Source organism: Prosthecobacter sp. (assembly GCF_044232965.1).
Lineage (GTDB): Bacteria > Verrucomicrobiota > Verrucomicrobiia > Verrucomicrobiales > Verrucomicrobiaceae > Prosthecobacter.
Genome location: NZ_JBIIKX010000033.1, coordinates 18,204 through 42,221 on the forward strand (window position 1 = coordinate 18,204; position 24,018 = coordinate 42,221).

At 61.5% G+C, this 24,018-nt stretch carries 20 protein-coding genes; 6 read left to right on the forward strand and 14 right to left on the reverse strand.

From position 1 onward, the window contains the following. Position 1: 1 nt before the first annotated feature. The 6 genes from ACILSI_RS14760 (at position 2) to ACILSI_RS14785 (ending at position 5,447) form a co-directional block, all read left to right on the forward strand. Positions 2-868: a metallophosphoesterase gene (locus ACILSI_RS14760; protein ID WP_395722656.1), complete on the forward strand. Its 867-nt coding sequence runs from the start codon at positions 2-4 to the stop codon at positions 866-868. Next, positions 865-2,289: a DUF1080 domain-containing protein gene (locus tag ACILSI_RS14765; RefSeq protein ID WP_395722657.1), complete on the forward strand. Its 1,425-nt coding sequence runs from the start codon at positions 865-867 to the stop codon at positions 2,287-2,289. The genes ACILSI_RS14760 and ACILSI_RS14765 overlap by 4 nt, the downstream gene beginning before the upstream one ends. A gap of 31 nt (positions 2,290-2,320) precedes the next feature. Then, positions 2,321-2,758 (forward strand): DUF5069 domain-containing protein, encoded by a 438-nt coding sequence (locus ACILSI_RS14770; protein ID WP_395722658.1) that lies wholly within the window; start codon positions 2,321-2,323, stop codon positions 2,756-2,758. Further along, the gene (locus ACILSI_RS14775; protein WP_395722659.1) at positions 2,759-4,165 is read left to right on the forward strand and encodes an MATE family efflux transporter; all 1,407 of its coding nucleotides are present in this window, start codon (positions 2,759-2,761) and stop codon (positions 4,163-4,165) included. A 15-nt stretch (positions 4,166-4,180) separates the two neighbouring features. Next, on the forward strand, positions 4,181-4,960 hold the full coding sequence (locus ACILSI_RS14780; RefSeq protein ID WP_395722660.1) for a hypothetical protein: 780 nt from the start codon (positions 4,181-4,183) through the stop codon (positions 4,958-4,960). A gap of 157 nt (positions 4,961-5,117) precedes the next feature. Further along, a complete protein-coding gene (locus ACILSI_RS14785) occupies positions 5,118-5,447 on the forward strand; it encodes a hypothetical protein (RefSeq protein WP_395722661.1) in 330 nt (109 codons plus the stop codon). Between the two features lie 4 nt (positions 5,448-5,451). Here the strand turns inward: ACILSI_RS14785 and ACILSI_RS14790 are convergent, their stop codons facing one another. The 14 genes from ACILSI_RS14790 to ACILSI_RS14855 form a co-directional block, all read right to left on the reverse strand. Next, entirely contained in the window at positions 5,452-7,311 is a 1,860-nt protein-coding gene (locus ACILSI_RS14790) for an alpha/beta hydrolase family protein (protein WP_395722662.1), read from the reverse strand. A 41-nt stretch (positions 7,312-7,352) separates the two neighbouring features. Continuing rightward, the gene (locus ACILSI_RS14795; protein WP_395722663.1) at positions 7,353-8,060 is read right to left on the reverse strand and encodes an SGNH/GDSL hydrolase family protein; all 708 of its coding nucleotides are present in this window, start codon (positions 8,058-8,060) and stop codon (positions 7,353-7,355) included. A gap of 120 nt (positions 8,061-8,180) precedes the next feature. After that, positions 8,181-10,406, reverse strand: coding sequence for a hypothetical protein (locus ACILSI_RS14800; RefSeq protein WP_395722664.1), 2,226 nt, complete (start codon positions 10,404-10,406; stop codon positions 8,181-8,183). A 93-nt stretch (positions 10,407-10,499) separates the two neighbouring features. Continuing rightward, positions 10,500-11,816 (reverse strand): hypothetical protein, encoded by a 1,317-nt coding sequence (locus ACILSI_RS14805; protein WP_395722665.1) that lies wholly within the window; start codon positions 11,814-11,816, stop codon positions 10,500-10,502. Between the two features lie 128 nt (positions 11,817-11,944). After that, positions 11,945-13,186: a dienelactone hydrolase family protein gene (locus tag ACILSI_RS14810; protein WP_395722666.1), complete on the reverse strand. Its 1,242-nt coding sequence runs from the start codon at positions 13,184-13,186 to the stop codon at positions 11,945-11,947. Beyond that, entirely contained in the window at positions 13,183-14,076 is an 894-nt protein-coding gene (locus ACILSI_RS14815; protein WP_395722667.1) for a ThuA domain-containing protein, read from the reverse strand. The genes ACILSI_RS14810 and ACILSI_RS14815 overlap by 4 nt, the downstream gene beginning before the upstream one ends. Positions 14,077-14,104: 28 nt before the next feature. Further along, positions 14,105-15,058, reverse strand: coding sequence for a sugar phosphate isomerase/epimerase family protein (locus tag ACILSI_RS14820; RefSeq protein ID WP_395722668.1), 954 nt, complete (start codon positions 15,056-15,058; stop codon positions 14,105-14,107). Between the two features lie 46 nt (positions 15,059-15,104). Continuing rightward, positions 15,105-15,860 carry an SGNH/GDSL hydrolase family protein gene (locus tag ACILSI_RS14825; RefSeq protein WP_395722669.1) on the reverse strand — a complete coding sequence of 252 codons (756 nt, stop codon included), beginning with the start codon at positions 15,858-15,860 and terminating at the stop codon, positions 15,105-15,107. 212 nt (positions 15,861-16,072) lie between these two features. Then, a complete protein-coding gene (locus ACILSI_RS14830) occupies positions 16,073-17,152 on the reverse strand; it encodes a PmoA family protein (RefSeq protein ID WP_395722670.1) in 1,080 nt (359 codons plus the stop codon). 60 nt (positions 17,153-17,212) lie between these two features. Beyond that, positions 17,213-18,571: a DUF1501 domain-containing protein gene (locus ACILSI_RS14835; RefSeq protein WP_395722671.1), complete on the reverse strand. Its 1,359-nt coding sequence runs from the start codon at positions 18,569-18,571 to the stop codon at positions 17,213-17,215. Positions 18,572-18,573: 2 nt separating this feature from the next. Further along, positions 18,574-20,973, reverse strand: a complete 2,400-nt coding sequence (locus ACILSI_RS14840; protein ID WP_395722672.1) for a PSD1 and planctomycete cytochrome C domain-containing protein — start codon at positions 20,971-20,973, stop codon at positions 18,574-18,576. Positions 20,974-20,981: 8 nt separating this feature from the next. Then, positions 20,982-22,541, reverse strand: a complete 1,560-nt coding sequence (locus ACILSI_RS14845; protein ID WP_395722673.1) for a FecR family protein — start codon at positions 22,539-22,541, stop codon at positions 20,982-20,984. Further along, the gene (locus ACILSI_RS14850) at positions 22,538-23,065 is read right to left on the reverse strand and encodes a sigma-70 family RNA polymerase sigma factor (protein WP_395722674.1); all 528 of its coding nucleotides are present in this window, start codon (positions 23,063-23,065) and stop codon (positions 22,538-22,540) included. The genes ACILSI_RS14845 and ACILSI_RS14850 overlap by 4 nt, the downstream gene beginning before the upstream one ends. 202 nt (positions 23,066-23,267) lie before the next feature. After that, positions 23,268-24,017 carry a DUF1080 domain-containing protein gene (locus ACILSI_RS14855; RefSeq protein ID WP_395722675.1) on the reverse strand — a complete coding sequence of 250 codons (750 nt, stop codon included), beginning with the start codon at positions 24,015-24,017 and terminating at the stop codon, positions 23,268-23,270. Position 24,018 lies beyond the last annotated feature (1 nt).

A 24,018-nucleotide genomic window follows, 5' to 3' on the forward strand; every position in this document is an offset into this window, starting at 1 on the left:
CATGCTCTCCCGCCGCGCTTTACTCCAAAACAGCACGCTCTGCCTTGCCGGCTTCAGTGGTCTTCAAGCTGCCAATTCGAATGCCAAACCGCTCATCAAGGTCGGTTTGATGACGGATCTGCACTACGCGGACAAACCGCCGACCAAAACACGCTTTTACCGCGAGGTGCTCGCGAAGCTCGATGAGGCCGTGGAGGTCATGAATCGCGAAAAACCGGCTTTGGTGGTCGAACTGGGTGACTTCATTGACCAAGCTGACTCTGTTGACCGGGAGATCGAGTGGCTGCGGACGATGGAATCACACTTCGCGCGGCTTTCGATGCCCCGGCATTATGTTTTGGGAAACCACTGCGTCGGCACACTCACCAAGCAGGAGTTTGCGGCCAATACGAAGGCCAGCGGCGGCTTTGAGAGCTTCGAGGCTGGTGGCGTGACCTTTGTCATTCTCGATTCCTGCTTCCGTAGTGACGGCACGTCTTATTCACGCAAAAACTTCGATTGGAAGGATGCGAACGTGCCGAAGGACGAACTCTCGTGGCTCGACAGCCAGCTCAGCAAGGCCAGCGGGCCCGTCATTGTGCTCGCGCATCAACGTCTCGACGCCGACAAGGCCCACGCCGTGCAAAACGCCGCTGAAGTGCGCTCGCTGCTCGAAAAGTCCGGCAAGGTGCTCGCGGTCTTCCAAGGTCACTCGCACAAAAACGACTACCAGCAGATCGCAGGCATCCATTACACAACTTTGGTCGCGATGGTGGAAGGCAGCGGCGTGGAGAACAACGGCTACACGATGCTGGATGTGTTCGCGGATGGCTCGCTGCGACTGAATGGCTTCCGCAAACAAGCAAACCGCGATTTGAAACACGCATGAAGGCTCTTCTCTTCCTCCTCGCCACTTCCGCTTGGGCCATCGAACCCGGCTTTGAGGCTCTTTTTGACGGCAAGACGCTCGATGGCTGGAAACACGACGGCAACTGGGCTGTCGTGAACGGCAAGATTGCTCGCGTGAAGAAAGGCGGCTCGCTGGTGTATGAGAAGGCGAAGGTGCCGGATGATTTTGAGCTGCGCTTTGAGTGGAAGGTCGCCAAGGGCTGCAACAGCGGCATCTACTACCGACCGGGGCAGTATGAGTATCAACTCCTCGACAACGCCAACAGCCCTTACGGCGAAAATCCGCGTCAGGCGGCCGCGTCGCTCTTTTTTGGCATGGCACCGACGAAGGACGTGGTGAAGCCGCACGGCGAATGGAACGAAGGCCGCATCGTGTGCCAAGGCACGGTCATCCAGCACTGGCTGAATGGCGAAAAGGTCATCGATTACGATTACAACGACCCGCGGTGGTTTCACGAACTGGAGGTGCTGCGCATCCGCGGCGGTGATCTGACCAAGCGAGGTGCGAATCTCTCACTGCAAGACCATGGAGCCGATGTGGGGTTCAAAAACCTGCGCTGGCGGGCCATTCCGGCCTCCGAGAAGCTCGTGAGCGAGAATTTGACGCCCATGCCGATTCCTGATGTCGCTTTGCGCAAGGAACAGGCACGCCTCGACAAGATGCTCGCCGGTCAGAAGGGCGAATGGCGGCATGAGGAGCTGAAACGCTTCAAGGCTGATGAAGCGCATCAAGGTGTCGCCATCGATGCGGAGCACTTTTATGCGATCACGAACGCCGCCATCGGCAAATATCGCAAAGACAGCGGCGAACGTGTCGGTGGCTGGAAGGAGACCGCTGGCCACATCAAGCATCTCAACGCCGGAATCGTGCTCGATGGCAAATTGTGGTGTGCGCACTCGAATTACCCCGAAATGCCGATGAAGAGCTCCGTGGAGGTCTTCGATCCGAAGACGATGCAGCACCTCGAAAGCATCGATCTGACGAGTGTGGGCGGTTCGCTGACGTGGGTCGATCGTCGTGATGGCTGGTGGTATGCCTGCTTTGCCCAATACGCGAAAACGGGTGATCCAGCTCGCACGCGTGTCGTGCGCTTTGATTTGAACTGGAAGCCTGCGGCGGAGATTCGCTTCCCACCAGAGATGGTGGCGAAGTTTGGCAAGAACAGCAGCTCGGGCGGCAGCTTTGGACCGGACCGGCATTTGTTCATCACCGGACATGATGCGCAGGAGTTGTATGTGCTCGATCTGCCGGTGGAAGGCGATGTTTGGACGTGGAAGACATCGATTCCGATCACCGCGCACGGCCAGGCATTTGCCTGGGATCGGGGTGAAGGCGGCGTTTTGTATTCCATCGACCGGAAGACGCACGAGGTGATTGTTTCGCGAGTCACGGGTGATTGACAAGATGGCGGCCCGGTGGATGACATGCGGCATGTCCGCCAAACCCAACCCCGCCTCGCTGCCTTGCAGTCCTCTCGATGAAACCTGCGGTTTGAAATACTTCCCGCGCATGCTGGGCAAGATCCGGCTGCATGCGGCTGGCAAGCTGTGGGAAGATCTGCACGCGAATCTTGGCAAAGGCAGTGATGGCGCTCTGGTGGACTTCCTGCATATCAATTACGAAGCCCTGAAGGCACGCGTGCTCCAAGGCGGCACGGACGAGGAGATCCTGCAATGGTGCCAGGATCAAACGCGTCCGCTGAACGATACCGACAAGCTGATCTGGAACCACTACGTCAAAGCACTCGGCTGGAATGACCACATCACGGCCATTCTGGCGAAACGTAAGGCCGATGGAGGCCTCGGTGATCGCGATGACATCCAGACCATCGCGCATTACATCGACGTGGATGAGGGAAGGCTGCCGTGAATGAGTGAGGAGGCGTCCCAGCCGGTTTCGTTCTGGCGCAGTGTGAGGCAATCGCTGCGCGGGGAGGAGCATGATTACACGTCGCTGCCGCTGAACCGTGCGGTCATCCTGCTTGCGGTGCCGATGGTGCTGGAGATGATCATGGAGTCGTTGTTCCCGGTGGCGGATGTGTTTTGGGTCTCGCGGCTAGGCAAAGAAGCGGTGGCTGTCGTCGGCATCACGGAGTCGATCATGACGCTGATCTATGCCGTGGCGATCGGCATCTCGATTGCGGCCACGGCGATTGTATCGCGCCGCATCGGTGAAAAGCAGCCCGAACTCGCGGCGCAGGCAGCAGGGCAGATCGTGCTGCTTGGTGTCCTTGTCTCGGCGGGCATCGGCATCGTACTGGGCATCTTTGCGCCGGATATTTTGCGGTTCATGGGCGCGGGCGAGGAGTTCGTGGCGCTCGGCTCTGATTTCACACGTGTGATGCTCGGCGGCAATGTCACGGTGTTCATGATCTTCCTCATCAACGCCATCTTTCGCGGCGCAGGCGATGCAGTGATCGCCATGCGTACGCTCTGGCTTGCGAACGTGCTAAACATCGTGCTGGGTCCGTGTTTTATCTTTGGTTGGTGGATTTTTCCCGAGATGGGTGTCACCGGCGCAGCCGTGGCGACGAACATCGGACGTGGAGTCGGCGTGTTGTATCAGCTCTGGCATCTCGCAGGTCATCACAGCCGCGTGAAGGTGCGCTGGTGCCATTTCAAACCAGAGCGCGAGATCATCGGCACGGTCTGGAGCAAGTCCGGCAGCGGCATCGCGCAGCTTTTGATCAGCACCACGAGCTGGGTGGGTCTGTTCAAGATTCTGGCGATGTTTGGAAGCACCGCGCTAGCGGGTTACACCATCGCAATTCGCATCGTGACCTTCGCCCTGATGCCTGCGTGGGGTTTGGCGAATGCGGGCGCGACCCTTGTGGGACAAAACCTCGGCGCAGGCAAGACGGAGCGCGCCGAGGAAGCGGTGAAGATTGCCACCAAGTTCAACATCCTCGTGTTGAGCGTCGTCGGCATCGGCTTCGTGCTGTTTGCGGGGCCTTTGATGCATTTGTTCAGTTCGGAGCCGGAGGTGCTGGCCTTTGGGACCCAATCGCTGTGGATCGTGAGCCTCGCGTTCCCACTGTATGCCGCCGGGATGTGCTTCGAGGCAGCGTTCAACGGCTCCGGTGACACCTGGACACCAGCGCGGCTGAACTTCATGTGCTTGTGGGTCGGGCGGATTCCCATCGCCTGGATCTTGTCGAAATCACTCGGCTTCGGCCCTGTGGGCGTGTTCATCTCTGTGCCTGTGGCGTTCTCCATGCTCGCCATCTGGAGCTGGTTCTTGTTCAAACGCGGGCGGTGGAAAATGCAGAAGGTCTGAGCGTAAATTTCAGCCATGATCTTCCGCACCCTCATCTTCCTTTTTGTTGCCGACCTGCTCTCTGCTGACACGCCGGAAGAAGCCGTCAAAAAAGCGCACGACGAGTTGTGGCGACGCTTTGTCTATGAACACGATCTCATCCTCGACTACGTCGGACTCAAAGGTGAGATCGTGCGGCCCACGCCGGAAGATTGCCGCGAGATGAAGCCGAGCGCTCTGAGCTGGGGCGTGCCGAATGAAGACGGGCCGATGTTCAACGGCTTCTACCTCGATGCGATGTGCACTCGCTGGCTGATCACTAAGGATGACGAAGATCGTGCGAAGGCGCGACGATTGATCGACGGACTTATCAAGGACTCCACCATCGGCAAAACGCCGGGCTTCATCGCCCGTGGTCTAGCCACGGATGGCAATACGACCTGCCCGATGGGCTCGAATGATCAGACGACACCATGGCTCTACGGCATCTGGCTTTATGTGACCGATGGGCTGTCCAAGGATGATGCCGAGCGGCAGGACCTCGTGCAGCGCTTCATCGCGCAGGTGAAGGTGCTCGAAAGCCACGCGTGGAAGGTGCCCACCGACGGCCCGCCATCGAAGTATCGCGGTGACTTTGCCAAACCGACCTGGGAGGCCGTGCCGAGGCTGCTTTTCATCATGAAAGCCATGCACGCCTTCACCGGCGACGCTTCGTGGCAGCAGCGCTACATCGCCGCCGCGCATGAAATGGTCGGTAAAGGCCAGCGTGAGCGATTGGAGGTCTGCCGCATCGGCATGGTCTTCGATCCCGGTTAGAGCGAGCGACACTCATGGACCGGCAGTGAGTGCGTCATCTGCCTGCGCGGCCTTTGGGAGATGGAAACGGACATCACTTTGAAAAAAATCTATGCCGAAGGCCTGCGCCACAGTGCCGAGGTAGCCACGCAAAGTCTGCCTCTCATAAAAGTTCGGCGTGAACGGCACGGAGCCTTTCAACGTGGACTGGCGCGTGATGAACGCCGCCTGGCCGCCCCAACACAGCGAGGCAGAAGCCGTCGAGGTGGCTCTGGCTGGCCTAAAACTCCAACACGCTGCCTCACCGCGCATGACCATCGAGAAAGACTACCTCCCCGAGCCGTGCTTCGCCGCGTGGGTGGTCACGCTTTGCCCGGATCGCGAATTCGTGATGTCGAACCGCCCCGCCATCGAAAAGGTCATCACGCACTATGATTTCAGCCGTGTGTATTTGAGCCAGTTCTTCCCCGTCGAGTCCGCGTGGTGGCGGATGCGGTTGTTGAAGTGAAGAGCTACTCCCACGCCACCCGCAAATACTCCGGCGAGGGGCCTTTCCAGAGCGGGACTTCGTTGGCTGGGAGGCCGTGGTTGGCGCAGAGGCCGAGTTGGTCGATTTCGGACCAGTTTGACGGCGAGCCTTCGGCAGAAGTGAAGTCGCTCAGAGCGAGCGTGAGGGTTTGTGGAGCATCAGAGCCTTGAATCTCGCGCTGGCAGACGAAGGTGCGGCGCGGGCCGCGATAGCTGCGCCATTCGTTTTGCTGGAGGACGATGCTGAGGCGGTTGGTTTGCGGGAGTTTGAGCGTGATAGCGAGTTTGGAGCCTTCGGGGCCGCGCCAGATGGGATCGGTGACTTTGCGCGTCCAGAGTTGCTGATGCGTGGTATTGCCGGCGTTGAGCGCATACCAGTCGCGGGTGCCGTGGGTGAAGTCGTCGATGAGCGTGGACGGTTTCGCGGTGAGTTTGGGGTTCGCTTGCTTGATTTCGTCGGCGCTGTGCGAGTGGAAAAGGCTGCTGAGGCAGACTTCGGTGACCGGTTTGCCGTAGCCGGGGATCTGCGCGAGCGATTCGGGCTTCGGCAGAGTGTGGTAAACGTTCGCGAAAGCAAAGAGTGGCAGGTCAAGCGTATGGATCGGCAGTTGGGCGATGTAGCCTTCGGATTCCTTCACGACCTCGGCGCTGCGCCAGAAGCGGGCACGGGGATCGGGATCGGTGCTGTAGTAGATCTCCACGCGGGCCACGGGCAGCGATTTCGCATCCGGCCGCACGCGAAGCATCGGCACGTCGTCGTTGGATTCGAGGCGAAGCTCGCTCTGCGGCGTCTCCGGCAAGGCGGTGCCGCCTTTGAGATGCTGATCAAACCACAGCGGCATCGTGATGGCGACCTCGGGCGTGAGGCGGTGGTTCATGTGCGGCACCCAACTGTATCGCGTGGGCTGTTTTTTGATGAGTGCGTTCGTGCGATACACGTCGTCCATCCAACCGTGGAAGTCGTTCGTGGCGCTGCGATGCAACACCGGGCACTGGATGAGCGGCGCGTAGCTTTCAAAGCTCAGCGTGCGCTGGAAGACCTCGACATCGCCTTTGATCCGGTCCTGCTGGTCCATGCCGCCGATGAACTCGTGTGCCTGCCAGCGCCAACCCTGACCGCCAACGCCGGGAACGGCGGCCTTCACCCGGCGATCGGTGCCCGCGACATACATCGTGAGATTGCCGCCCATCGAGTAACCATGCACGCCGAGGCGCTGCGGATCGACCTGCGGCTGCTGCTCGAGAAACGTGAGTCCGCGACGACAGCCGAGCGTGAGCAGATACCAGTTGTTGTTCTTCGGATGCTCACGGTCCTCGAGGAGTTGCCCCGGACCGGGCAGCATCGTGCTGTAGCCCTGCACATTGAGCTGCGAGGGATCGACCGCACCCCAGTCGGTGTTTGGATCGCCAGGCTCGGACTTTTCGCAGGTGTTGAACGGTGCCCTGCCCGTGCCGCTGCCGCCCCAGTTCACCGACAGCGCCGCGTAACCTCGCGCCACGAGCAGCTTCACCTCGCTCACCGATCCACGCTGCCCGCCGCCATGGATGTGCATCACCGCCGGGAGTTTCTCCCTCGCACCCTCCGGAAAACCATACACCGCCGCCATCCGCGCCGGCCTGTCTTTGAACGTGCCGATGAAATACCGCACATGGCGAAACACGCCGCCGTCCTCCTTCCACTCGCGGATCACCTCGACCTCCAGCGGGTCCTTCCTCGGATCAAAGTCGGCCCACAACTCCACCACCGATTGCGGCACGCCCTCCGCGGCAAAAAGCGAGTGCAGATCCAAGAGCGAAAGCGATGCGATGGCTCCAGTTTGAAGAAGGGTGCGGCGGGTGGTCATGGAGTTATTCTTTGCTGGCAGGGGAATGTCTGGGTCACATGCTACTTCGCTGCCGGCATCACCTTCAGCACCTCTTCCACGCACTTGTCGCCGAGGATTTGATAGGCGGGCCCGTTCCAGTGAAACTTGTCTTTGCCGCCGCGGGCGAGGTCGAGCTTGTCCACGAGCAGGGCGTAGAAGTCGCTCACGGGCACGCCGCATTCGGCCATGACTTGGGCGGCCATGCGGTTGTGCTCGATGATGGTGCCGTTGATGACGGGATCGATTTTTTTGACGTCGCCTTCGAGCAAAACAGGCGTGCTGCTGGCCCAGATGAGTTTGGCGTTCGGCAACTTCGCGCGGATGGCATCGACGTAGCCTTTCGTGAGCGGCTCGAAGGTGCCGGGCTTGATGCGGCCCTCCTGCCAGCCGTGCAGGCCCATGTTGAAATGAATCACGTCATACGGGCCTTTCGCGAGCACCTCGGGCAGGATCTTCGTGTTGAGATGCTCGGACTGGTTGTAGGGGTTCACCCAGGCATCGACGTAGGCCATGCCGTCGAGCTTCTTGATCGCGTGCGCCATGTAACCGCTCAGGATCGAGTCACCGATGAGCAGCACGCGCGGACGCTTTGGGTCTTTGATAGTCGCCTGGTTGAGCTTCCAGCCTTTGCCGTCGGAATGCAGCCGCGGATCGGTCTCGACCGTCGTTTCGGCGGCGAAGGTGTGAAAAGCAAAAACAGTGGCGAGGAGGAAGGCGAGGCGGTTCATGGTAGGATGCAGATTTAACGATGCGCGGAGATTCCGTCTTCAGTTTAGGCAGTAGAATGGGGGCAGAAGAATGGATCTCGTCATCATTCTACTGCCTACTTTCAGGCTGATTCGGACAGATCATTCATTCACAGGGTCCAATACGACCTCCATCTCGCGTTCTTCGCCCGCAGCGACATTGCAGACGATTTGCCAGCGCTGCGTCGCGGCATCCCAATTCGTCTGCCAATGCGTGAGTGGCTGGCCGTTCACGAGCACGCGATGGCCCTTCGGTGACTTCAGATTGGCAAAAGTGACCGGCACATGCCCGAGTCCGCCTTTCACGATGACTTGCGCACGCTGCTCTTCATCGACTGCAACGACGAGCGGATAGCTTTTCGTGATCTCACCGCGTTTTGCGATGGGTGTCAGCGCGTTGCTTTGGGCCTCGCGATGCACGGGACGCCAGGTATCGGCATCGCGGGCGAGCATGTCTCGCAGCTTGGCATCCGGGCCGTAGTAAGAGGCGGCATCGGCGGGGAAGATGACGAGTTCCAGCTCGGCCTCGACGAAATCACCAGGCTGCAACTCGCTGATGTCAGGCGGTGGCGCGAGCTCGACAGCGGTGCGGTGATTGTTCTTGCCCCACTCGGTGCAAAACGTCGCGAGATGCGGCGCGGCGGGTTTTCCACCGAGCACGGCACGCCACGAGCGCAAGATGAGGCCACGACTCGCGGCAGCGTGGCCTTTTTTCAGCACGGCACGCTCCACGCCATGCACGGAGACCCACGCGCCCTCGCCTGCGAGCGGCAGTGCGGTGCGATCAACCTCGTCCTTCGCGCGGCGCGGTTCCCATTCCTCGCGCAGGCCGGTGACATCGCCGATGGCCACGCGACGCGCAGGCACGTCGTTGTAGAAATCCGCGCCGAGTTGGAAGAACGCGAGTCTTTGCCAGCGCACCGGCTTTCGCACGTCGTAGCGCAGTCGTAGAAAGGTGCGCAGATGATCGTTCGCCGCGGGGACGGACACATCCATGCGAGCCGCGATCTCGCCGCCGCTCGATTCCTCGCGGTAGCGCACGTCGGTGAGGCACGGGCCTTGCGCTCGATACTCGGTGCGCGTGCCTTTCATCTCCTGATAGCGACCCTGCGCGTCCTTCCACATGAGAAAATCGCCGCCGCCACAGTTCTCGGCCCAGCCCCAGCGTTTCGCCTTCGCTTCGACGGGCAGCGTCATGAGCGGACGCACGTCCGTGATGAAACAACGCCGCTGCACACGTCCCGGCTCGAAGCAGATGCTCTCGCCAAAACTTCCCACCGCCGCCTGATCCCAGAATTGATTGTGCCCCCAGCCGATGAGGCAGAGCTGCGCATGCGACGCCGCGCACACGCCGCCGTAGCGGGCATGCACCATCTGGAAAACGAGCTCGCGTCGCGACTTCGGCGGAACACGCACCCACGCGAAGCCATGAAACCACTGCCCGTCATGCGGCAGCCGGCCCTTCTCCGCGCGGATGTGCCAGTTCTTCGAAATCTGCACGGGAATGCCCGTGGGCGTGCCATCAAGCTCGCAAAGCATCGGCGTGAAGCCCGTGATCGGCAGATGCTTCTCCTGCGTGAACATCAACCGCGCCACCGTGGGCTCATCGGTGTCATTGCGCAGCGTCACTCGCCAGCGGTCGATGCGATCCAGATGCTCCTCCGGGTAATACGTGCCGCCTGCATTGCTCCATCGCTCCTCCGGCAGGGCCAGCCGATGACAACCCAGCGCCTCATCCCGCGTCACCAGCAGCTCGGATTCCACCACGGCCTTCGAGTCACTCGCGAGCATCTCCAGCAACACACTGCGACTGCCGCTCACCGTTTTCCCGCCATGCCGCAACTCCATCACCGCCTCGCTTTCACTCTCCAGACGAAACGCCAGCCGGTCCGGCCACGCGCTGATCTCCAGCCGCGCCGTGCCGTTGAAGGCCTTCCCTTCCGCATCCGCAAACGTCAGACCCTCGATCACCACCCGCTGAAAAAACCGACCGCTCTCCACGAAGCGCACCGGCTGCTGCCACTCGTCGTCCGGCTGCGTGCGCCCGTTGCAAACATAGCGCCGCCCTTCCGCGATCACCACACACTCCCACTCGCCCTCCACCGGCCGCACGCGTCGCGTGTCGAAAAGCATCGTCTGCTTCCCAAACTGAAGCCCGAGGATCTCCTCCTTCGTCCGCTCCGCTCGCTGAAACATCTGCGGCGGCCCGTTCACCCACCAAAGCCCCGTTTGATCCTCCACCCGCGGCATCCAATCGACCATCGACGGCTCGGCCGCGAAGGTGTGTGAGGTGAGAAGAATGAGAAAGAGAGTGTTGAGAGGCCGCACGCCTGCACTGAACGCGAAGAAGGGTGGATTTTCCACCTCAGCTATGGCTTGTGCGACTTTAGTTTGTCTGGAGCCCAGATTCGCTCCATGACACTACTCCTTCACAGCGGGCGTGCTTCGATGCTCGGCGGCTCCGATGTCGCTGGGGGCATCGGTGCGGCGGGGGTGGGAGTTGAAGTCGTCGGCGCAATCGGCGGTGGTCAGGGGTGGGCGGAGTTTTTCCGCTGCGCTGACGATGCTGGTGACGGGTGATTTCAAATGCAGATCGCAGCCGGCTGGGTCGGTAAACATTGCGGGTGTCGCTTGGGTGAAGTTGCCATACACCTCGGCTTCGGCGTCGTTGCGGGAGAGGATATTGGCGTCGGTCAGGTTGTTGGCGATGATGACGCCCTTGGTGTTGGCGAAGCGATACTCGATGGCGTTGGGACAGGTGCCGTTGGTCAGGATGGTGTTGTGCAGGATTTTGGTGCCGGGTGAGTTCCAGGCCAGAATCGGCGCGTCGGCATTGGTGATGCGGCGTGAGGAGTAGAAGAAGTTGTTTCGAATGACGCCGCCGGAGTGGTCGCTGGGGCCGTCTTTGGGTTTTTCATTCACGCCAAATTGGACGCCGCGGTCGCAGTCGAGGAAGACGCAGCGCTCGACAATGGAGTCGCGCGAGTCATTCCACATGAGCACGGCCGGGCCGTGCTGGAACCTCAGCCCCGGCTTCACATGCATGTTCCGAAAGACGCAGTCGCGGACGATGTTGCGGTCGCCACGGTGGATGTCCACGCCTTGCGTATAGCCCTTATTCGCGATGGGTCCGATGTCGGTGTATTCGATGAGGCAGTGCTCGACGATGCAGTCTTTGGCTCCGATGCGGCCTAGTCCGCCGCTGGTGCCTTTCACGAACTGCTGGCCAGCGTCGAAGAGGCGGAGATTGCGCATGCGCACGGCACGGCAGCCGAATCGGCCATGCAGCATGATGGGGTGATGGAAGAAGTCGCCGATGGACATGTCGGCGACCAGTGTGCCATCCACGTTGTTGAACTGGAAGCAGCTTTGTGGGTTCCCCTCCGTGTTTTCCTGCCCCGGCCCACGAATGACGACGTCCTCGCGCTTCCCGGTCTCGCCACGGAAGGCGATGTTGCGCAGCGGCTCCGATGTCTTGGCCCCGAGCACGAGGTCGTGGGTGATGCGGTATTCGCCTGCGGCGAGCACGATGGTTTGACCCGATTTCATGGACCGAACTGCCTGCTCTAGCTCCGTGGCGGTCTTCACTTGCACCACCTCGCCGTCGGGCTTGGGCAAGGGTGCGGGGGCTTTTTGTTCGAGCAGCACTTTCGCGACCTCAGGCGGCATTTCTGCATGCAGTGGGCTGCCAGCGATGAGAACGGCGATGCTCAAGATGTGGGTGAAGCGGGAGATCATGTTGTTGGTGCTTTTAGCAGGGATTATCGACAGAAGAATGGGGACAAAAGAATAGGGACAAAAGAATAGGGCTTCAAACGCTGGGAGGGATGTTGTCATCATTCTTCTGTCCCCATTCTTCTGTCGAGTTATAGCCACTTTTCAAACCACGCCCAGGCATCGGCCTGACGCTCGGCGTTGAACTCGTGCGGGCGTTCTTCGATGATGCCTTTGAAGTGATCGGGGGCACCGGCTTTGGCGTAGCATTTCGCCAGTTTTTCATGAGCGGCGCGGACGCCATCGGGCTCGAACAGCGGGTCCTGGATGCCATTGATCACCAGGAGCGGCTTCGGCATCGCGAGGGAGGCGATGTCGGGATGATCCATGAGGCGGTAGATGCCAGGGATGATTTTGGTGTGGCCGATGGTGTTGCGGATGTGCTTCGCGAGTTGATTGGGAAATGAACACATCCATCCGCACACGACTGCGGCTTTGATCCGATCATCCAGGGCCGCAAGATAGGCGCTGCGCAGTCCGCCGACGCTGTGGCCCACGCAGCCGATGCGCTGCGGGTCTACCTCGGGCCGCGTCACGAGATAGTCCACCGTGCGGATGTCATCCCACGCGAGGATGCCCGACCATGTGACTCCCGCGCTGAGCAAGGTGCGGCCCATGAGTTGCTCGCTGGCATTGCTGCGCTGGTTGAACTTCACCACCGACTCGCTGCTGATGCCCGCAGGCCTTTCCTTCCACTCGGGCGGATCGTCTTCGAGCACCATGCGTCGCTCGCCCCAGAAAAACATGTCGATGCTGATCACCACATAGCCGCGCCGCACCATCTCGGTGCCGATGGCCTTCTTCCCATAGGATTCCCGCATCTCGATGAGCGTGGGATGCACGTCATCGCCCTCCAGTTCACGCTCACGGCCCCACATATAATAGGCCCCATGCGAATGCAGCAGCACCACGGCAGGCGCGGGCTTGGTGAGCCCCTTCGGGATCAAAACCGTGCCCGGCACGCGAAATACCGGTGTGGTGTTAAACCTGATCTCCTCGCGAATGTAGTCGCCGCAGTCCTTCCGCGAGATCACCTCCGCCTGCGGGTCGCACGCCTCCGGCGAGTAGTGCAGCAGCTCCAGCATCTTCGCGCGGGCCTTTGCCCTCCAGGCCGCGAGATCGGCATGCTCGTCGTTGAGAAACGAAAGCGGCACCTCGCCCCGTGGCTTCAACTTCTGGACGAAAATATCCAGTGTCCCCGTGTGTGGCCCGACCTTCGGCGGCGTGGGATTCATCGAATAACGAATCTCAGGCTTGGATTCAGCCGCGCCCGCCTTCGACGAGACCGCAGCGGCTCCAGCAACCGTGGCGATGAATTTTCGGCGAGTGTTCATGGTTTGCTATGTGTGCTCATCCACCGCACCGCGTTTTCGATCACGCGCAGCGTCTCGGCTTGCTGGAAAATGGGATAGGTTTCGTGGCCGGGGCGAAAGTAGAAGACGCGGCCCTGGCCCAAACTCCACACGCAGCCGCTGCGGAAGTGCTCGCCTTTGTCCCACTTTTCCTCGAACACGACTTCATCCGGTTGCGGCACGTGGAAGGGCTCACCATACATCTCGGTGCGTGGGATGTCCCACTGCGCGGGCAAGCCGGCGGCGATGGGATGCTGCGGCAGCAGCGTGGTGACGTGCGAGGGCATGCCGTCGTTGCGATACGCGGGAAACACGCACTGCGGCAGCGTGAGCCGCAACACCGCGCCCTCGGCCTTCTCGACATACGGCGTGATGCGCGACGCACGGCCGATGAGCTTGTAATACGGCGCGTCATTGACGAATTCCCACTTCGCCGTCGCCCGCTCCGCCTCCGGCACCTGCTTCAGCGCGTCGGCCTTCGCCCGCTCCTGCATCAGCCGCACGAACGGCTTCGCCCAATGCGCCGAGTGCAGGCCGATGAAGCCGAGTTTGCCTTCCTTCACCCGTTTCACCACCGCCCCCGCCCTCACATCATCTTGCTCCTTCGCGCGACGATGACTCCAAAAGATGAGCACGTCCGTCGCATCCAGCGCAGCATCGCTCAGCCCTTGATCGGCCTCGTCGAGCTTTGCCGTCTTCACGGCGAGCCCCGGCAGCTTCGCCAGATGCGCCGCGAGCGTCTCGCCGAGGAATTTTGCGCCATAGCCCTGCTTTTGCTCCGGCTGCTGCTCATCCCACACGAGCACGCGGATGGGCTCGGCGGCGAAAACCGGACAAACGAGAGAACAGAGGAGCAAAACGATGCATTTCATGGTTGGAGGAGGATGGGGAAACAACGTGTCACTTCAACTCCGCGATCGCCGCACGCATCGCCGTGAGCACTTTGACGACCTCGGCGGCGGGATCGTAGTCTTTGCGACCCATGGAGAGCGTTTCGATGGGCACGAAGCCGCGATAGCCACCGTCGTGGATGATCTTGGTGAGCTTCTTGAAGTCGGTGGGCGGGGTTTTGAGGCTGCTGCCGAGGGTTTCTTTGATCTGCCAGTTCACCGCGTGCGGCACCAGCATCGCGATGTCGGCATAAGGATCGGCGGTGAAGTATTTCCCGGTGTCCACCAAGGCACCGCACCAGGCATGATCGACGCGCTTCAGGAGGCTGATGTGCTCCGGGCCGGTGCTGAGGAAGTCGCCGTGATTTTGCACCGCGATGATGACGCCGAATTTCTCGCCATGCTCGGTGCATTCGCGTAACGCCTCGGCCATCCACTTCTCCACCTCATCGCGCGAGGCACCTCCAGCGGCACCTTGCCAGTCCTTCGCGTTCTTTTGCTGCGGACCTGCAAACACGCGCACCACTGGCGCTCCGAGCCGTGCCGCGACCTCGATCCAGAGCTTCGTCAAAGCCACGCCCTCGGCTCGCACGGCTTTGTCCGCCGTGGCGAAATCATTCTTCACGCCCGTGCCGCTGATCGTGATGCCGCGATCATGCGTGTAGCGCTTGATGCGGGCAATGTAGTCGTCCGACGGCGCTTTCGGATAGCCGGGAAAGAAGTAGCCCGTGAGATCCACCGCCTCGATGTCATGCTTCACGCAGAAATCGCACACGCCGAAGAGATCAATGCCCTTGGTCGGATCGGCGATATTGGCATTGAGCTGTTCAAGGAACGAATACGCATTCAGCGTCGGCGTGAAGCGTGCTTTGCCCGTGCTCGGGAGTGGCGAATAAGCAGCGTGCGCCGTGGTAGCTCCGAGTGGAGCAAGACCGGCGAGTTGAAGAAGGTGACGGCGGTTCATGAGAATTGAAATAGGCAGAAAAATGGGGGCAGGAGAACGAATTTGATCATTTCCCATCTTTGAGCAGAGCCGCACGAATCATTTCCGCCACCTGCTCCGCCATCACGGACGAGCCTTTGGCCTGGAAGTGGACATTGCGCGGTATTTGCAGCTCGGCCTGCCGTGGCTTCACGAGGGACCAGAGGTCGTTCCAGGTCACACCTTCCTCGGTCATGACCTGTTTCGCGATCTCGTTGTAGGGCAGCTCGGCGTCCTTCACATACTTCGCGGCATCGCTCTCGGGCACGGGCGTGGTGCTGGCAAAGATGAGCTTGGCCCCGGTTTGCTTCAGCCGCGCGGTGATCTGGCGCAGGTTCTTTTCATACTCGCCCGGCGGCACGTTTTGATGCCCGCCGTTCGTGGGCGAGGCATATTCGCCCTTGTCATTCTTGTCGCGATCATCGGCGAAACGATACGAGAGGTCGTGCAGGCCGTGATTGAAGTGGATGACGTCCCATTTCTCATTCGAGTCCGGCAGCCAGCGTTTGAGGCCGTAATAGCCGACCGCCACTTTCGTCGAGCCACAGTTCGCCGGCACGCGATGCACGTTCGCCACGCCCGCGAGCAGCTTCCGCACCTCCAGGGCATACGCGATGGAAACCGAGTCGCCCATCAAGAGCACGCGAGGGAGCTTGGAATCATCGGTGATGGCGACAAACTCAGGCGGTGTGGTGGTCTTGGGCTCCGCCGGAAGGTCGGCGGCATGCAAAGCCGACAATGATGCTAGAAGAACGATGGTGAGAAGTCGGGTCGTATTCAGCATGGTAAAAGACAATCGTCGTGAGCGACGAAGCTTTACGGTCACGATGCGGAGAATCTACCGCCGTTGCGCATACATGCTCAGCCGCGCTGCCTCTTGGAGTTCCCCAAGCCGCCTCGGCAACCGATCGCAGATGCACTCGGCGTAGTCGTGGGCGTCGTGGTTGTCCGGCGCGGTGGGCATGGGGAGCAAGCATCAAGGCGAGGTGCCTGGTTCTACTTCGTCTCCTTCGCATACTGCTGCCACGCGGCTTCGATCTTGGCGTTGGCAGCGTCGCCGGTGTGAAAGAGGAAGCGGTGGTGGAGCTTCAGATGCTCGCCGGGTTTCAGCGTGGTGGTGCCATCGGGCAAGGTGGGGTCGTAGTCGTGCTGGGCGAAGGGATTGGCAGTGAAGAGGCCGTAGGTGCGGACGTGCCAGCGCGTGGGATAGCGATAGCTGGCGGGGTGATTGAGAAAGGCGATGCCGAGGTGCTCGCCTTCCACCGGGCCATGGTAGTCGCACCACTTGGCGGGTTTGCCCCAGGCGTCTTTGTCGGTGAGACCGTCGCTGTTGATGATCTGGCCACCCTGTTTGCTGTCCACCGCCATGCTGGAGGGGATGCGTATGGATAGTCCGGCGTCCTTGCGGTCGGCAAAGCGCACTTCGCCATCGGTGGCGGTGAAGGTTTGATCCACGTCAATGGCTCGCATCTCGCTGATGACGAGGAAGGTGAGGCGACGCTCTTCTGAGAGGAAGCGTTTGCCACTGGGGTCGAGGTAATCGCACAACTCGACGATGGTGGCTTTGTCCGCATCGGCCTTCGCCTCGGTGAACTCGCGATGCCGGATGCTAGCGACCATGGGCAGGCGTTGCTTGCCGCGCAGTGCGAGCTTGGGGTTCTGCATGAACTCTTCGAAGGTCATCCGCTCATGCCAGGTGTCGCCGCCGCCGCTGTGCTTCTCGTCGCCGGTGATGGCGCTCCATTCCTCATTGGTCCCGGGGAATTTCCAGGTGCCGCCGCCGATGCTCTCATGGCCGAAGGTGATGCCGCGATGATGTGGGTGATCGCGCTGCTCCTTGGGCTCGCTCGACGCATCCTGCATCGGATAGGCGCGGGTCATCGCCTTGCCGGTAGGTCCATAGATGGGCCAGAGGTAAGGCTTGTTGGCCTGGTCGATGACGTAGCTGGCAAAAGCCTTGCCATTCACGCTGACGCTGATGCCGTGGTCATTCTTTTCGAGGGTAAAGCCACTGTCAGCGGCGTGCAGAGCCGCTGCGGTGAGGGCGGCGAGGATGGTGATGAATTGTGGTTTCATAAGGGGGATTTGGATCGTTTGGGGCAGGAGCCGTTTTGAACTATCCGATTCTGGCATGAGTCACGCCAGGATCTCCTTCACCACCTTGCCCTTCACATCGGTGAGGCGGAAATCGCGGCCACTGTAGCGATACGTCAGTCTTTCGTGATCGAGACCGAGGAGGTGCAGCATGGTGGCGTGGAGGTCGTGGATGTGGACCTTGCCATCGACGCCCTCGGCGCCGTAGTCATCGCTTTCGCCGTGACGGTAGCCGGGCTTCACGCCACCGCCGGCCATCCAAATCGTGAAGGCGCGGTTGTTATGGTCCCGACCGTCACTCTGGGCCGAAGGGGTGCGGCCGAACTCGGTGCCAAAGATGACGAGTGTGTCATCGAGAAGGCCGCGCTGCCGCAGATCGGTGAGCAGGCCGGCGATGGGCTTGTCCGTGGCGGCGCAACTGGCGGGCAGGAGGTTTTTGATGTCGTAATGATGATCCCATCCGCTGGTTCCGATCTCGATGTAGCGGACACCGGCCTCGGCAAACTTGCGTGCGAAGAGGCACTGGCGGCCAAAGCCGTCCGTGGGCGACTGGCCGATGCCGTAGAGTTGGCGGGTCTCGGCGGATTCCTTGCTCACATCGAGCAGCGAGGGCACTGCCGACTGCATACGGAAGGCCATCTCGTAGGATGCGATGACGCCCTCGAGCTCCGGGTTCACCTCGTCGATGCTGAGGCGGCGCTGGTTGATCTTCCGCAGCAGGTCGAGCTGCGCCCGCTGCTGGGCGGAGCTGAGGTGAGCGGGCATGAGGTCAGGCACAGGCAGCTTCCCAGGCGCATCATTCGACGATCCGGGGCTGACCATGGTGGCCTGGCAAGCGGCGGGCAGGAAGGCGCTGCCGTGGTTGTTACCGCCGAAGGAGTTCAGGGAGTTCATCGCGATGTAACCGGGCAGGTCCTCGGTCTCGGAGCCAAGGCCATAAACGCTCCACGCCCCGGTGGAGGGCCGCGCCTGGGAGGCGATGCCCGTGTGGAAGAACGGCACGGCGGTCTCGTGCGCCTGCTGGTCGGTGTGCATGGCGTGGAGCATGCAGAGCTGGTCCGCGTGCTTCGCGACGTGGGGATAGAGTTCGCTGACCCAGTGCCCGCTCTGGCCGTGCTGGGCGGTCTTCCACATGCTGCCCATGAGCTTGGACGTGCCTTTCGAGCCAAAAGGCTTGCCGGCATCCGCGGTCAGCTTTGGCTTGTGATCAAAGGTGTCCACATGCGAGACGCCGCCCTGCATGAAGATCATGATGACGCGCTTGGCTCTGGCGGGGAAATGCGGCTGCCTGCCTGCGGCGAGCGTGGTCTGGGTGCTCAATCCGGCAAAGGCGGCATAGCCGAAGCCGTTGAGCGCGGTGCGCAGCAGGTGGCGGCGGGAATGGAGGATGGGGGCGTTCATGATCAGTAGAGGTAGCGGAACTCGGCGGAGGCGAAGAGCGTTTGGCAAAAGGCGGCGAGGGCTTCGTCTTCCTTGTCGCCGGGGAAGCCCGTGAGAAAGGTGGCAGCGTCGCCACGCTCACCATCCGAGGGTGCTCGGGCGAGGATGAGCTGGTAAGCGGCCTCGATGCGCGCGGGTGTGTCCTTCCCGAGACCTTTCACACGCCGCGCAGTGTGGCGGGCGTGCTCGACGATGAGGGGGCTGTTCATCAGGAAGAGCGCCTGCGTGGGCACGGTGGTGACACTGCGGCGGCCGGTGACCATTTCCGGTTCGGGGAAGTCAAAGACGCCCAGGTCGGCGGGCACGTTCTCGTGCATGATCGGCCGGAAGATCGTGCGATGCCGCTCGCTGGGCGCGAGGACCTTCGCGATATCGGTGGATTTGGTGCGGCTATCCTCGACGCGAAGATGGATCTGGGACTCGAGAGGCGGCGGCGTCAGGACGAGACGTCCGCTGACAGCCAGCAGGGAGTCGCGCAGGGCATTGGCATCGAGGCGGCGGCGGTTGGCCCTCCAGTTCAGCCGGTTGGCGGGATCGGCCTCGTAGGCCTTCGCATCGTGCGCGGTGCCGAGCTGGTAAACCCGGCTGCTGGTGATATCGCGAATGAGCTGTTTCACCGACCAGCCACTGGCGATGAAACGCTGCGCGAGGTGATCGAGCAGGGCGGCGTTCGCCGGTGTCTGGCCGGTCTTTCCGAAGTCGTCGCAGGATTCGACGATGCCGGCACCCATGAGGTGCTGCCAGATGCGGTTCACCATGACGCGGGCCGTGAGCGGGTTGTCCTTGCCGGTGATCCAAGCGGCGAGTTCGAGACGCCCGCTCTGGCTGCGGTTCACTTTTGGCGTGGTGGGTGTGGTGAACACTGCGGGGAAGCCGCGCGGCACCACCTCGCCCAGCTGCGATTCCTCGCCGCGGATGCGGACGGCGCAGTCGGCGGGCTTTGCCGCGTCCTTCATCGCGGAGGTCAGGAAAGGCAGGAGCTTGTTGAGCTTGTCGTTGTGCCGATCCACGATCTTCTGGAGCCGGTCCATCTCGTTCATCACCTCCATCACCTCGGGGCGTGTCTTGTAAAACGCTTCCTGCTCGGCAGTGGAGGCTTTGGTGAGGCCCGCCTCCTGGAGAGCGGCCCGCTGGACCTTGTAGCGCTTCCCATTGAGATCCATGCGGGTCTTGGCCGAGTTCAACTGCTCGGTGAGCTCCGCATCGGACAAGACGTCAGGAGCGCTCGAGAGTGGCTGCAGAGCCTGGGACCATTTCAGGAAATGGCGGCGCCAGGCTCCGGCCAGCGGCTCCGAACTGCGAAGAATGCCGGCGAGGGCATAATAGTCCCGCGTGGAGATGGGATCGAACTTGTGATCGTGACAACGGGCGCAGGCGAGAGTCAGGCCGAGCACGGAGCGGCCCATGCTGTCGATCTGCTCATCGACCACGGTCGTGATGTAGCGCGGATCGTTTTCATCGAGGGTGTTCTTGGTGCCGATGCTGAGGAAACCGGTGGCGATCAGCTGCTCGTCGCGCTGCGCGGCATCCTTCGCGGGCATGAGATCGCCGGCGATCTGCTCGCGCAGGAACTGGTCGTAGGGCTTGTCGGCATTGAAAGCGGCGATGACATAGTCGCGGTAACGAAAATTCACGGGCAGCACCATGTTCTGCCCGCCGCCGGTCGATTCACTGTAGCCCGCGATGTCCAGCCAGTGCCGCGCCCAGCGTTCGCCAAAGCGCGGGCTATCGAGCAAGGCGGAGACATCCACCGCGCCCGCCGGCTCCGAAGGATCGGGCGGCAGGCCGGTGAGATCATAATGAAGCCGCCGCCGCAGGTCATGCGGCGCGGCATCCGCCACCGGGCGCAGTCCCTTGGCCTCCAGCGAGGCGAGGATGAAGCGGTCGATGTCCGTGCGCGGCCACGACTTATCCTTCACCTCCGGCACGGGCGGATTCGAGAGCGGCTGAAATGACCAGTGCTTGCGCCCTTCCTCGAGATCGATGGTAGAGACTGCACCGGCCTTCCCTTCGCGCGGATCAGGCGCACCCATGGCGATCCACTTCTCGAAATCGGCGATCACTTCTGTAGGCAGCTTCTTCTTTGGCGGCATCTCAAAGTCGGGGTCCTCGTAGCGGATGGCCTTGATGAGCAGGCTTTGGGACGCATCCCCCGGCACCACGGCCGGACCAGTGTCCCCTCCGCGGCGGATGCCCTCGCGGGTGTCGAGCAGCAAGCCGCCCTTGATCTTTTTTGCCTCTGGACTGTGACAGGAATAACAATGCTCGACCAGCACGGGCCGGATCTTGTTTTCAAAGAAGGCCATATCCTCCGCGCCAGTGGCGAAGGCGGTGGATAGCATTAGGGCGGCAGGCCATTTCATGGTTGAAGTTATGGGTGAAGGTTCATTCCCGCATCCCAGCCGGACACGACGTCGCGCCAGGTGGTGCCGATGCGGATTTCCTCGATGCGTCGCGGTTTGGGGCCGATGGATTCCAGGACAACTCTGTCGAGAACCGCATCCAGTCTCAGACCACGCGTGACGACATCCCACGAATCCGGTTCGACCGGGCCCGGTGGTTCGCCAGCTTCAAAAACGCGCAGAAACACCTCGTCCTCGCCTTCCCGCCGCGAAAGAATCTTGCCCGCCATCATCAGACGCCGGCCTTCCGCCACCCGAACCCGGCTCTCGAAGCCCTGCCCGGCACCGGACTCGATGATGGGGTGCATGAGATAGTTTGTGCGCAGGCCGACCCGCTGCCCCGGCCCGGAGTCGCTTGCGCCGCGCAGATCAATCATGAGGTTGGCCATCGGCCAGAAATCGAAGACACGCTGTTCGGGAGGTAGCGCTTCCTCAAACCACATCAGACTGACATAGCGCACCGCATCTTCCTTCATCGACAGTGGCTGGGCGAGCATCCGCTGGCACCGGGTCTTCCCGACAGGAGAAATCCACGCCTTGCGTCCCTCGAACGTTCCCATCTCCATCTGATGCATTTTGGCCGACCACGGCTGCTCGGCATGCTTGCCTTGAAAAATCGTCCAAGGCCCCGCCCAGCCGACGCCTCCCGTGAGATCGGCGGGATCATGATCGCCCGCCGGGTAGTCAAAGGTCTCGTGCAGCAGCAGCTTCCCCGCTCGCAGTGCATCCTTCCCGTCCTTCGCCCACGGCTGCCACGGTTTGTCCGCTACACGCGCGATGATCGGGTGTGTCATTCCTTGGCGGTCGAGGGCCAGCGCCTTGCCAGTGGTGAGCCGGTGCACCACGCCATCGCCATCCGGCACCTCCACCTCGCCCTTCACGACGCTAACCTCCGTCTGTCCCTCGCGATTCACGCTGGTGATGAACTCGGTGCCCAGGTCCACCACCTTGCCTCCGGGTGTGTGGATGGTAAAACCCACCGCTGCTTCCGGCACCTCGGCGCGGACTTCCCCCGCCAGCAGCGTCACACTGCCGCCATCATCGAGCCGCAGATCCACCACGCCGCGCAGCAGCAGTTCCGCTCCACCATCGAGCCGCAGCATCGCATGCCCCCCGCGCAGCCGGACTGGCCCCGTGGACAATCTGCCTCCCTCCAGCGGAGCCTCCCCGGCCCAGACCGCGTCCTCCGTGCGGAGAAGCGTGGCCACCGGCACGGCGGGGGCTTTTTCCTGCCTCCAGAATGTCACCGCCATCAGCAACACGATGGCTGCCGCTGCGGCGAGCGGACGCCAGAAGAGCCAAACGGTCCAGCGCTTCAATTCGCTCCGACCCGGCGACACCAACATTTCGGTGACTGCTGCCTGCGACCCTGCATGGGCCTCTAAAGCTACATCCAGATTCATGTAGCGGAGATACAATCTGGCCACGGCATCATCCCGTTTGAGCGAGTCCTGAAGAAGCTCGGTTTCCTCCTCCGTGGTGAGTCCGGCGATGGAGCGCTGGATGAGATCGTGCCAGTCTGTGTTCATGCCAATTCCTCCTGGGACAGGGTGCGCTCAACGCAATCCAGCAATGCCTGCCGGATGCGGTGGAGCAGTTTGTAGAGCGACATTGGCGTCTGTCCGCGCCGGGTCGCGAGATCGTCAATGCGAGTGCCCTTCGTGTAAGCGGCGAGCACCAGTTCCTTTTGGGATTGCGGCAGCTTTTGCAGGCAGTGCTCCAGCACCTCGCGCTCGGTGAGATGTTGCGACTCCTGCTGGACGGCCATGTCAGCCAGGCGGTTAACCAGCTCGTCATCGAAGACATGGCGATCACGCACGCGACGGCGCAGATGCATACGCACCAAATTTCGCGCTACTCCGAAGGCCCAGGGCCGGAACTCGTCCGCCGACGCGAAACCCTGCCAAAGCGCTACAATCAACTCCTGCATCACCTCCGACGCCTCCTGCCGTGTGGGCAGCAGCGAGCGCACAAACGTATGCAACGCCACCTCGTGCTCCGCATAAAGGCGAAGGAACTGGTCATGCTGAGGATGGACTGACGGCTGCGACATGGTGACTACACCCTTCTCGTTGCCACTGGCCGCCTCATTTGCCGAAAATAGTTTTTAGAGGGTGAGAATGTCCGGCTGAGGGCACACTCACACGTTAAGGTGGACGTTGCTCAAACCCATCGCTTCTCGGAGCTCCTGCAAACGATGCGGCAGCCAAGTCGCGGATGCGTTGTCCGATGTCTGCGGGTGCAGGTGGGGGACTTCACGGCAGCTCGCGCACGCGCAGCTTGCGGAACTGAATGGGTGAGCCTTCGCTTTCCAGGCAGAGGAAACCTTTCTTGGGCTCGATGGCGGTGCCGCCGGAGACTTCTTCGCCGTTCACCCAGAGGCGCACTTCGCCGTTGATGGCGCGGATGTAGTAGTGGTTCCATTCGCCGTGGCCGTGGGCGAGGTGTTTGCGTGGGAAGCTGCGGCTGCCATCGGGCGACAGTGGCGGGAAGGGCGTCATCTTCACGCGCACGGGGAAGACATCGCCATTCGTGCCAAACCAGTCGGTCTTGGCTCCCTTGGCCTTCATCATGTCGGTGAAGCCGTGATCGAGGATCTGCACCTCAGTGCCATCCGGCAGACCCGGCTTGCCTGCGGCAGTGAGTTTCTCAATGGAGGCCGGTGTGGTCCACACGAAGACGCCGGAGTTGCCAGCGGCTTTCTCATGCATCCACTCGACGACCATCTCGAAGTTGCCGAACTCCTTCGTCGTGCGCTGCACGCTGACGGGCTGGCCGGTGCAATGCAGCACGCCGTCTTTCCATGACCAAGTGTCATCCGCGCTGTTCACCTTGGTGAAATCCGCTGCTGTGAGCGAGCGCCAGCCGGGGCCTTCATCGTCGATGAAGGCACGAACGGGGGCTGCGGTGTTGCTGGTGGTCGATGCGGCGGGTTTGTCCTGTGCGAAGCCGATGATGTTGGCCGTGACGAAGATGAGGGAGGTGGTGAGGAGGGTGCGTTTCATG

Coding starts and splice junctions, on each gene's coding strand:
- ACILSI_RS14760 (WP_395722656.1), top strand. CDS start 2: ATGCTCTCCCGCCGCGCTTTACTCCAAAACAGCACGCTCTGCCTTGCC.
- ACILSI_RS14765 (WP_395722657.1), top strand. CDS start 865: ATGAAGGCTCTTCTCTTCCTCCTCGCCACTTCCGCTTGGGCCATCGAA.
- ACILSI_RS14770 (WP_395722658.1), top strand. CDS start 2,321: ATGTCCGCCAAACCCAACCCCGCCTCGCTGCCTTGCAGTCCTCTCGAT.
- ACILSI_RS14775 (WP_395722659.1), top strand. CDS start 2,759: ATGAGTGAGGAGGCGTCCCAGCCGGTTTCGTTCTGGCGCAGTGTGAGG.
- ACILSI_RS14780 (WP_395722660.1), top strand. CDS start 4,181: ATGATCTTCCGCACCCTCATCTTCCTTTTTGTTGCCGACCTGCTCTCT.
- ACILSI_RS14790 (WP_395722662.1), bottom strand. CDS start 7,311: ATGACCACCCGCCGCACCCTTCTTCAAACTGGAGCCATCGCATCGCTT.
- ACILSI_RS14795 (WP_395722663.1), bottom strand. CDS start 8,060: ATGAACCGCCTCGCCTTCCTCCTCGCCACTGTTTTTGCTTTTCACACC.
- ACILSI_RS14805 (WP_395722665.1), bottom strand. CDS start 11,816: ATGATCTCCCGCTTCACCCACATCTTGAGCATCGCCGTTCTCATCGCT.
- ACILSI_RS14810 (WP_395722666.1), bottom strand. CDS start 13,186: ATGAACACTCGCCGAAAATTCATCGCCACGGTTGCTGGAGCCGCTGCG.
- ACILSI_RS14815 (WP_395722667.1), bottom strand. CDS start 14,076: ATGAAATGCATCGTTTTGCTCCTCTGTTCTCTCGTTTGTCCGGTTTTC.
- ACILSI_RS14820 (WP_395722668.1), bottom strand. CDS start 15,058: ATGAACCGCCGTCACCTTCTTCAACTCGCCGGTCTTGCTCCACTCGGA.
- ACILSI_RS14825 (WP_395722669.1), bottom strand. CDS start 15,860: ATGCTGAATACGACCCGACTTCTCACCATCGTTCTTCTAGCATCATTG.
- ACILSI_RS14830 (WP_395722670.1), bottom strand. CDS start 17,152: ATGAAACCACAATTCATCACCATCCTCGCCGCCCTCACCGCAGCGGCT.
- ACILSI_RS14835 (WP_395722671.1), bottom strand. CDS start 18,571: ATGAACGCCCCCATCCTCCATTCCCGCCGCCACCTGCTGCGCACCGCG.
- ACILSI_RS14840 (WP_395722672.1), bottom strand. CDS start 20,973: ATGAAATGGCCTGCCGCCCTAATGCTATCCACCGCCTTCGCCACTGGC.
- ACILSI_RS14845 (WP_395722673.1), bottom strand. CDS start 22,541: ATGAACACAGACTGGCACGATCTCATCCAGCGCTCCATCGCCGGACTC.
- ACILSI_RS14850 (WP_395722674.1), bottom strand. CDS start 23,065: ATGTCGCAGCCGTCAGTCCATCCTCAGCATGACCAGTTCCTTCGCCTT.
- ACILSI_RS14855 (WP_395722675.1), bottom strand. CDS start 24,017: ATGAAACGCACCCTCCTCACCACCTCCCTCATCTTCGTCACGGCCAAC.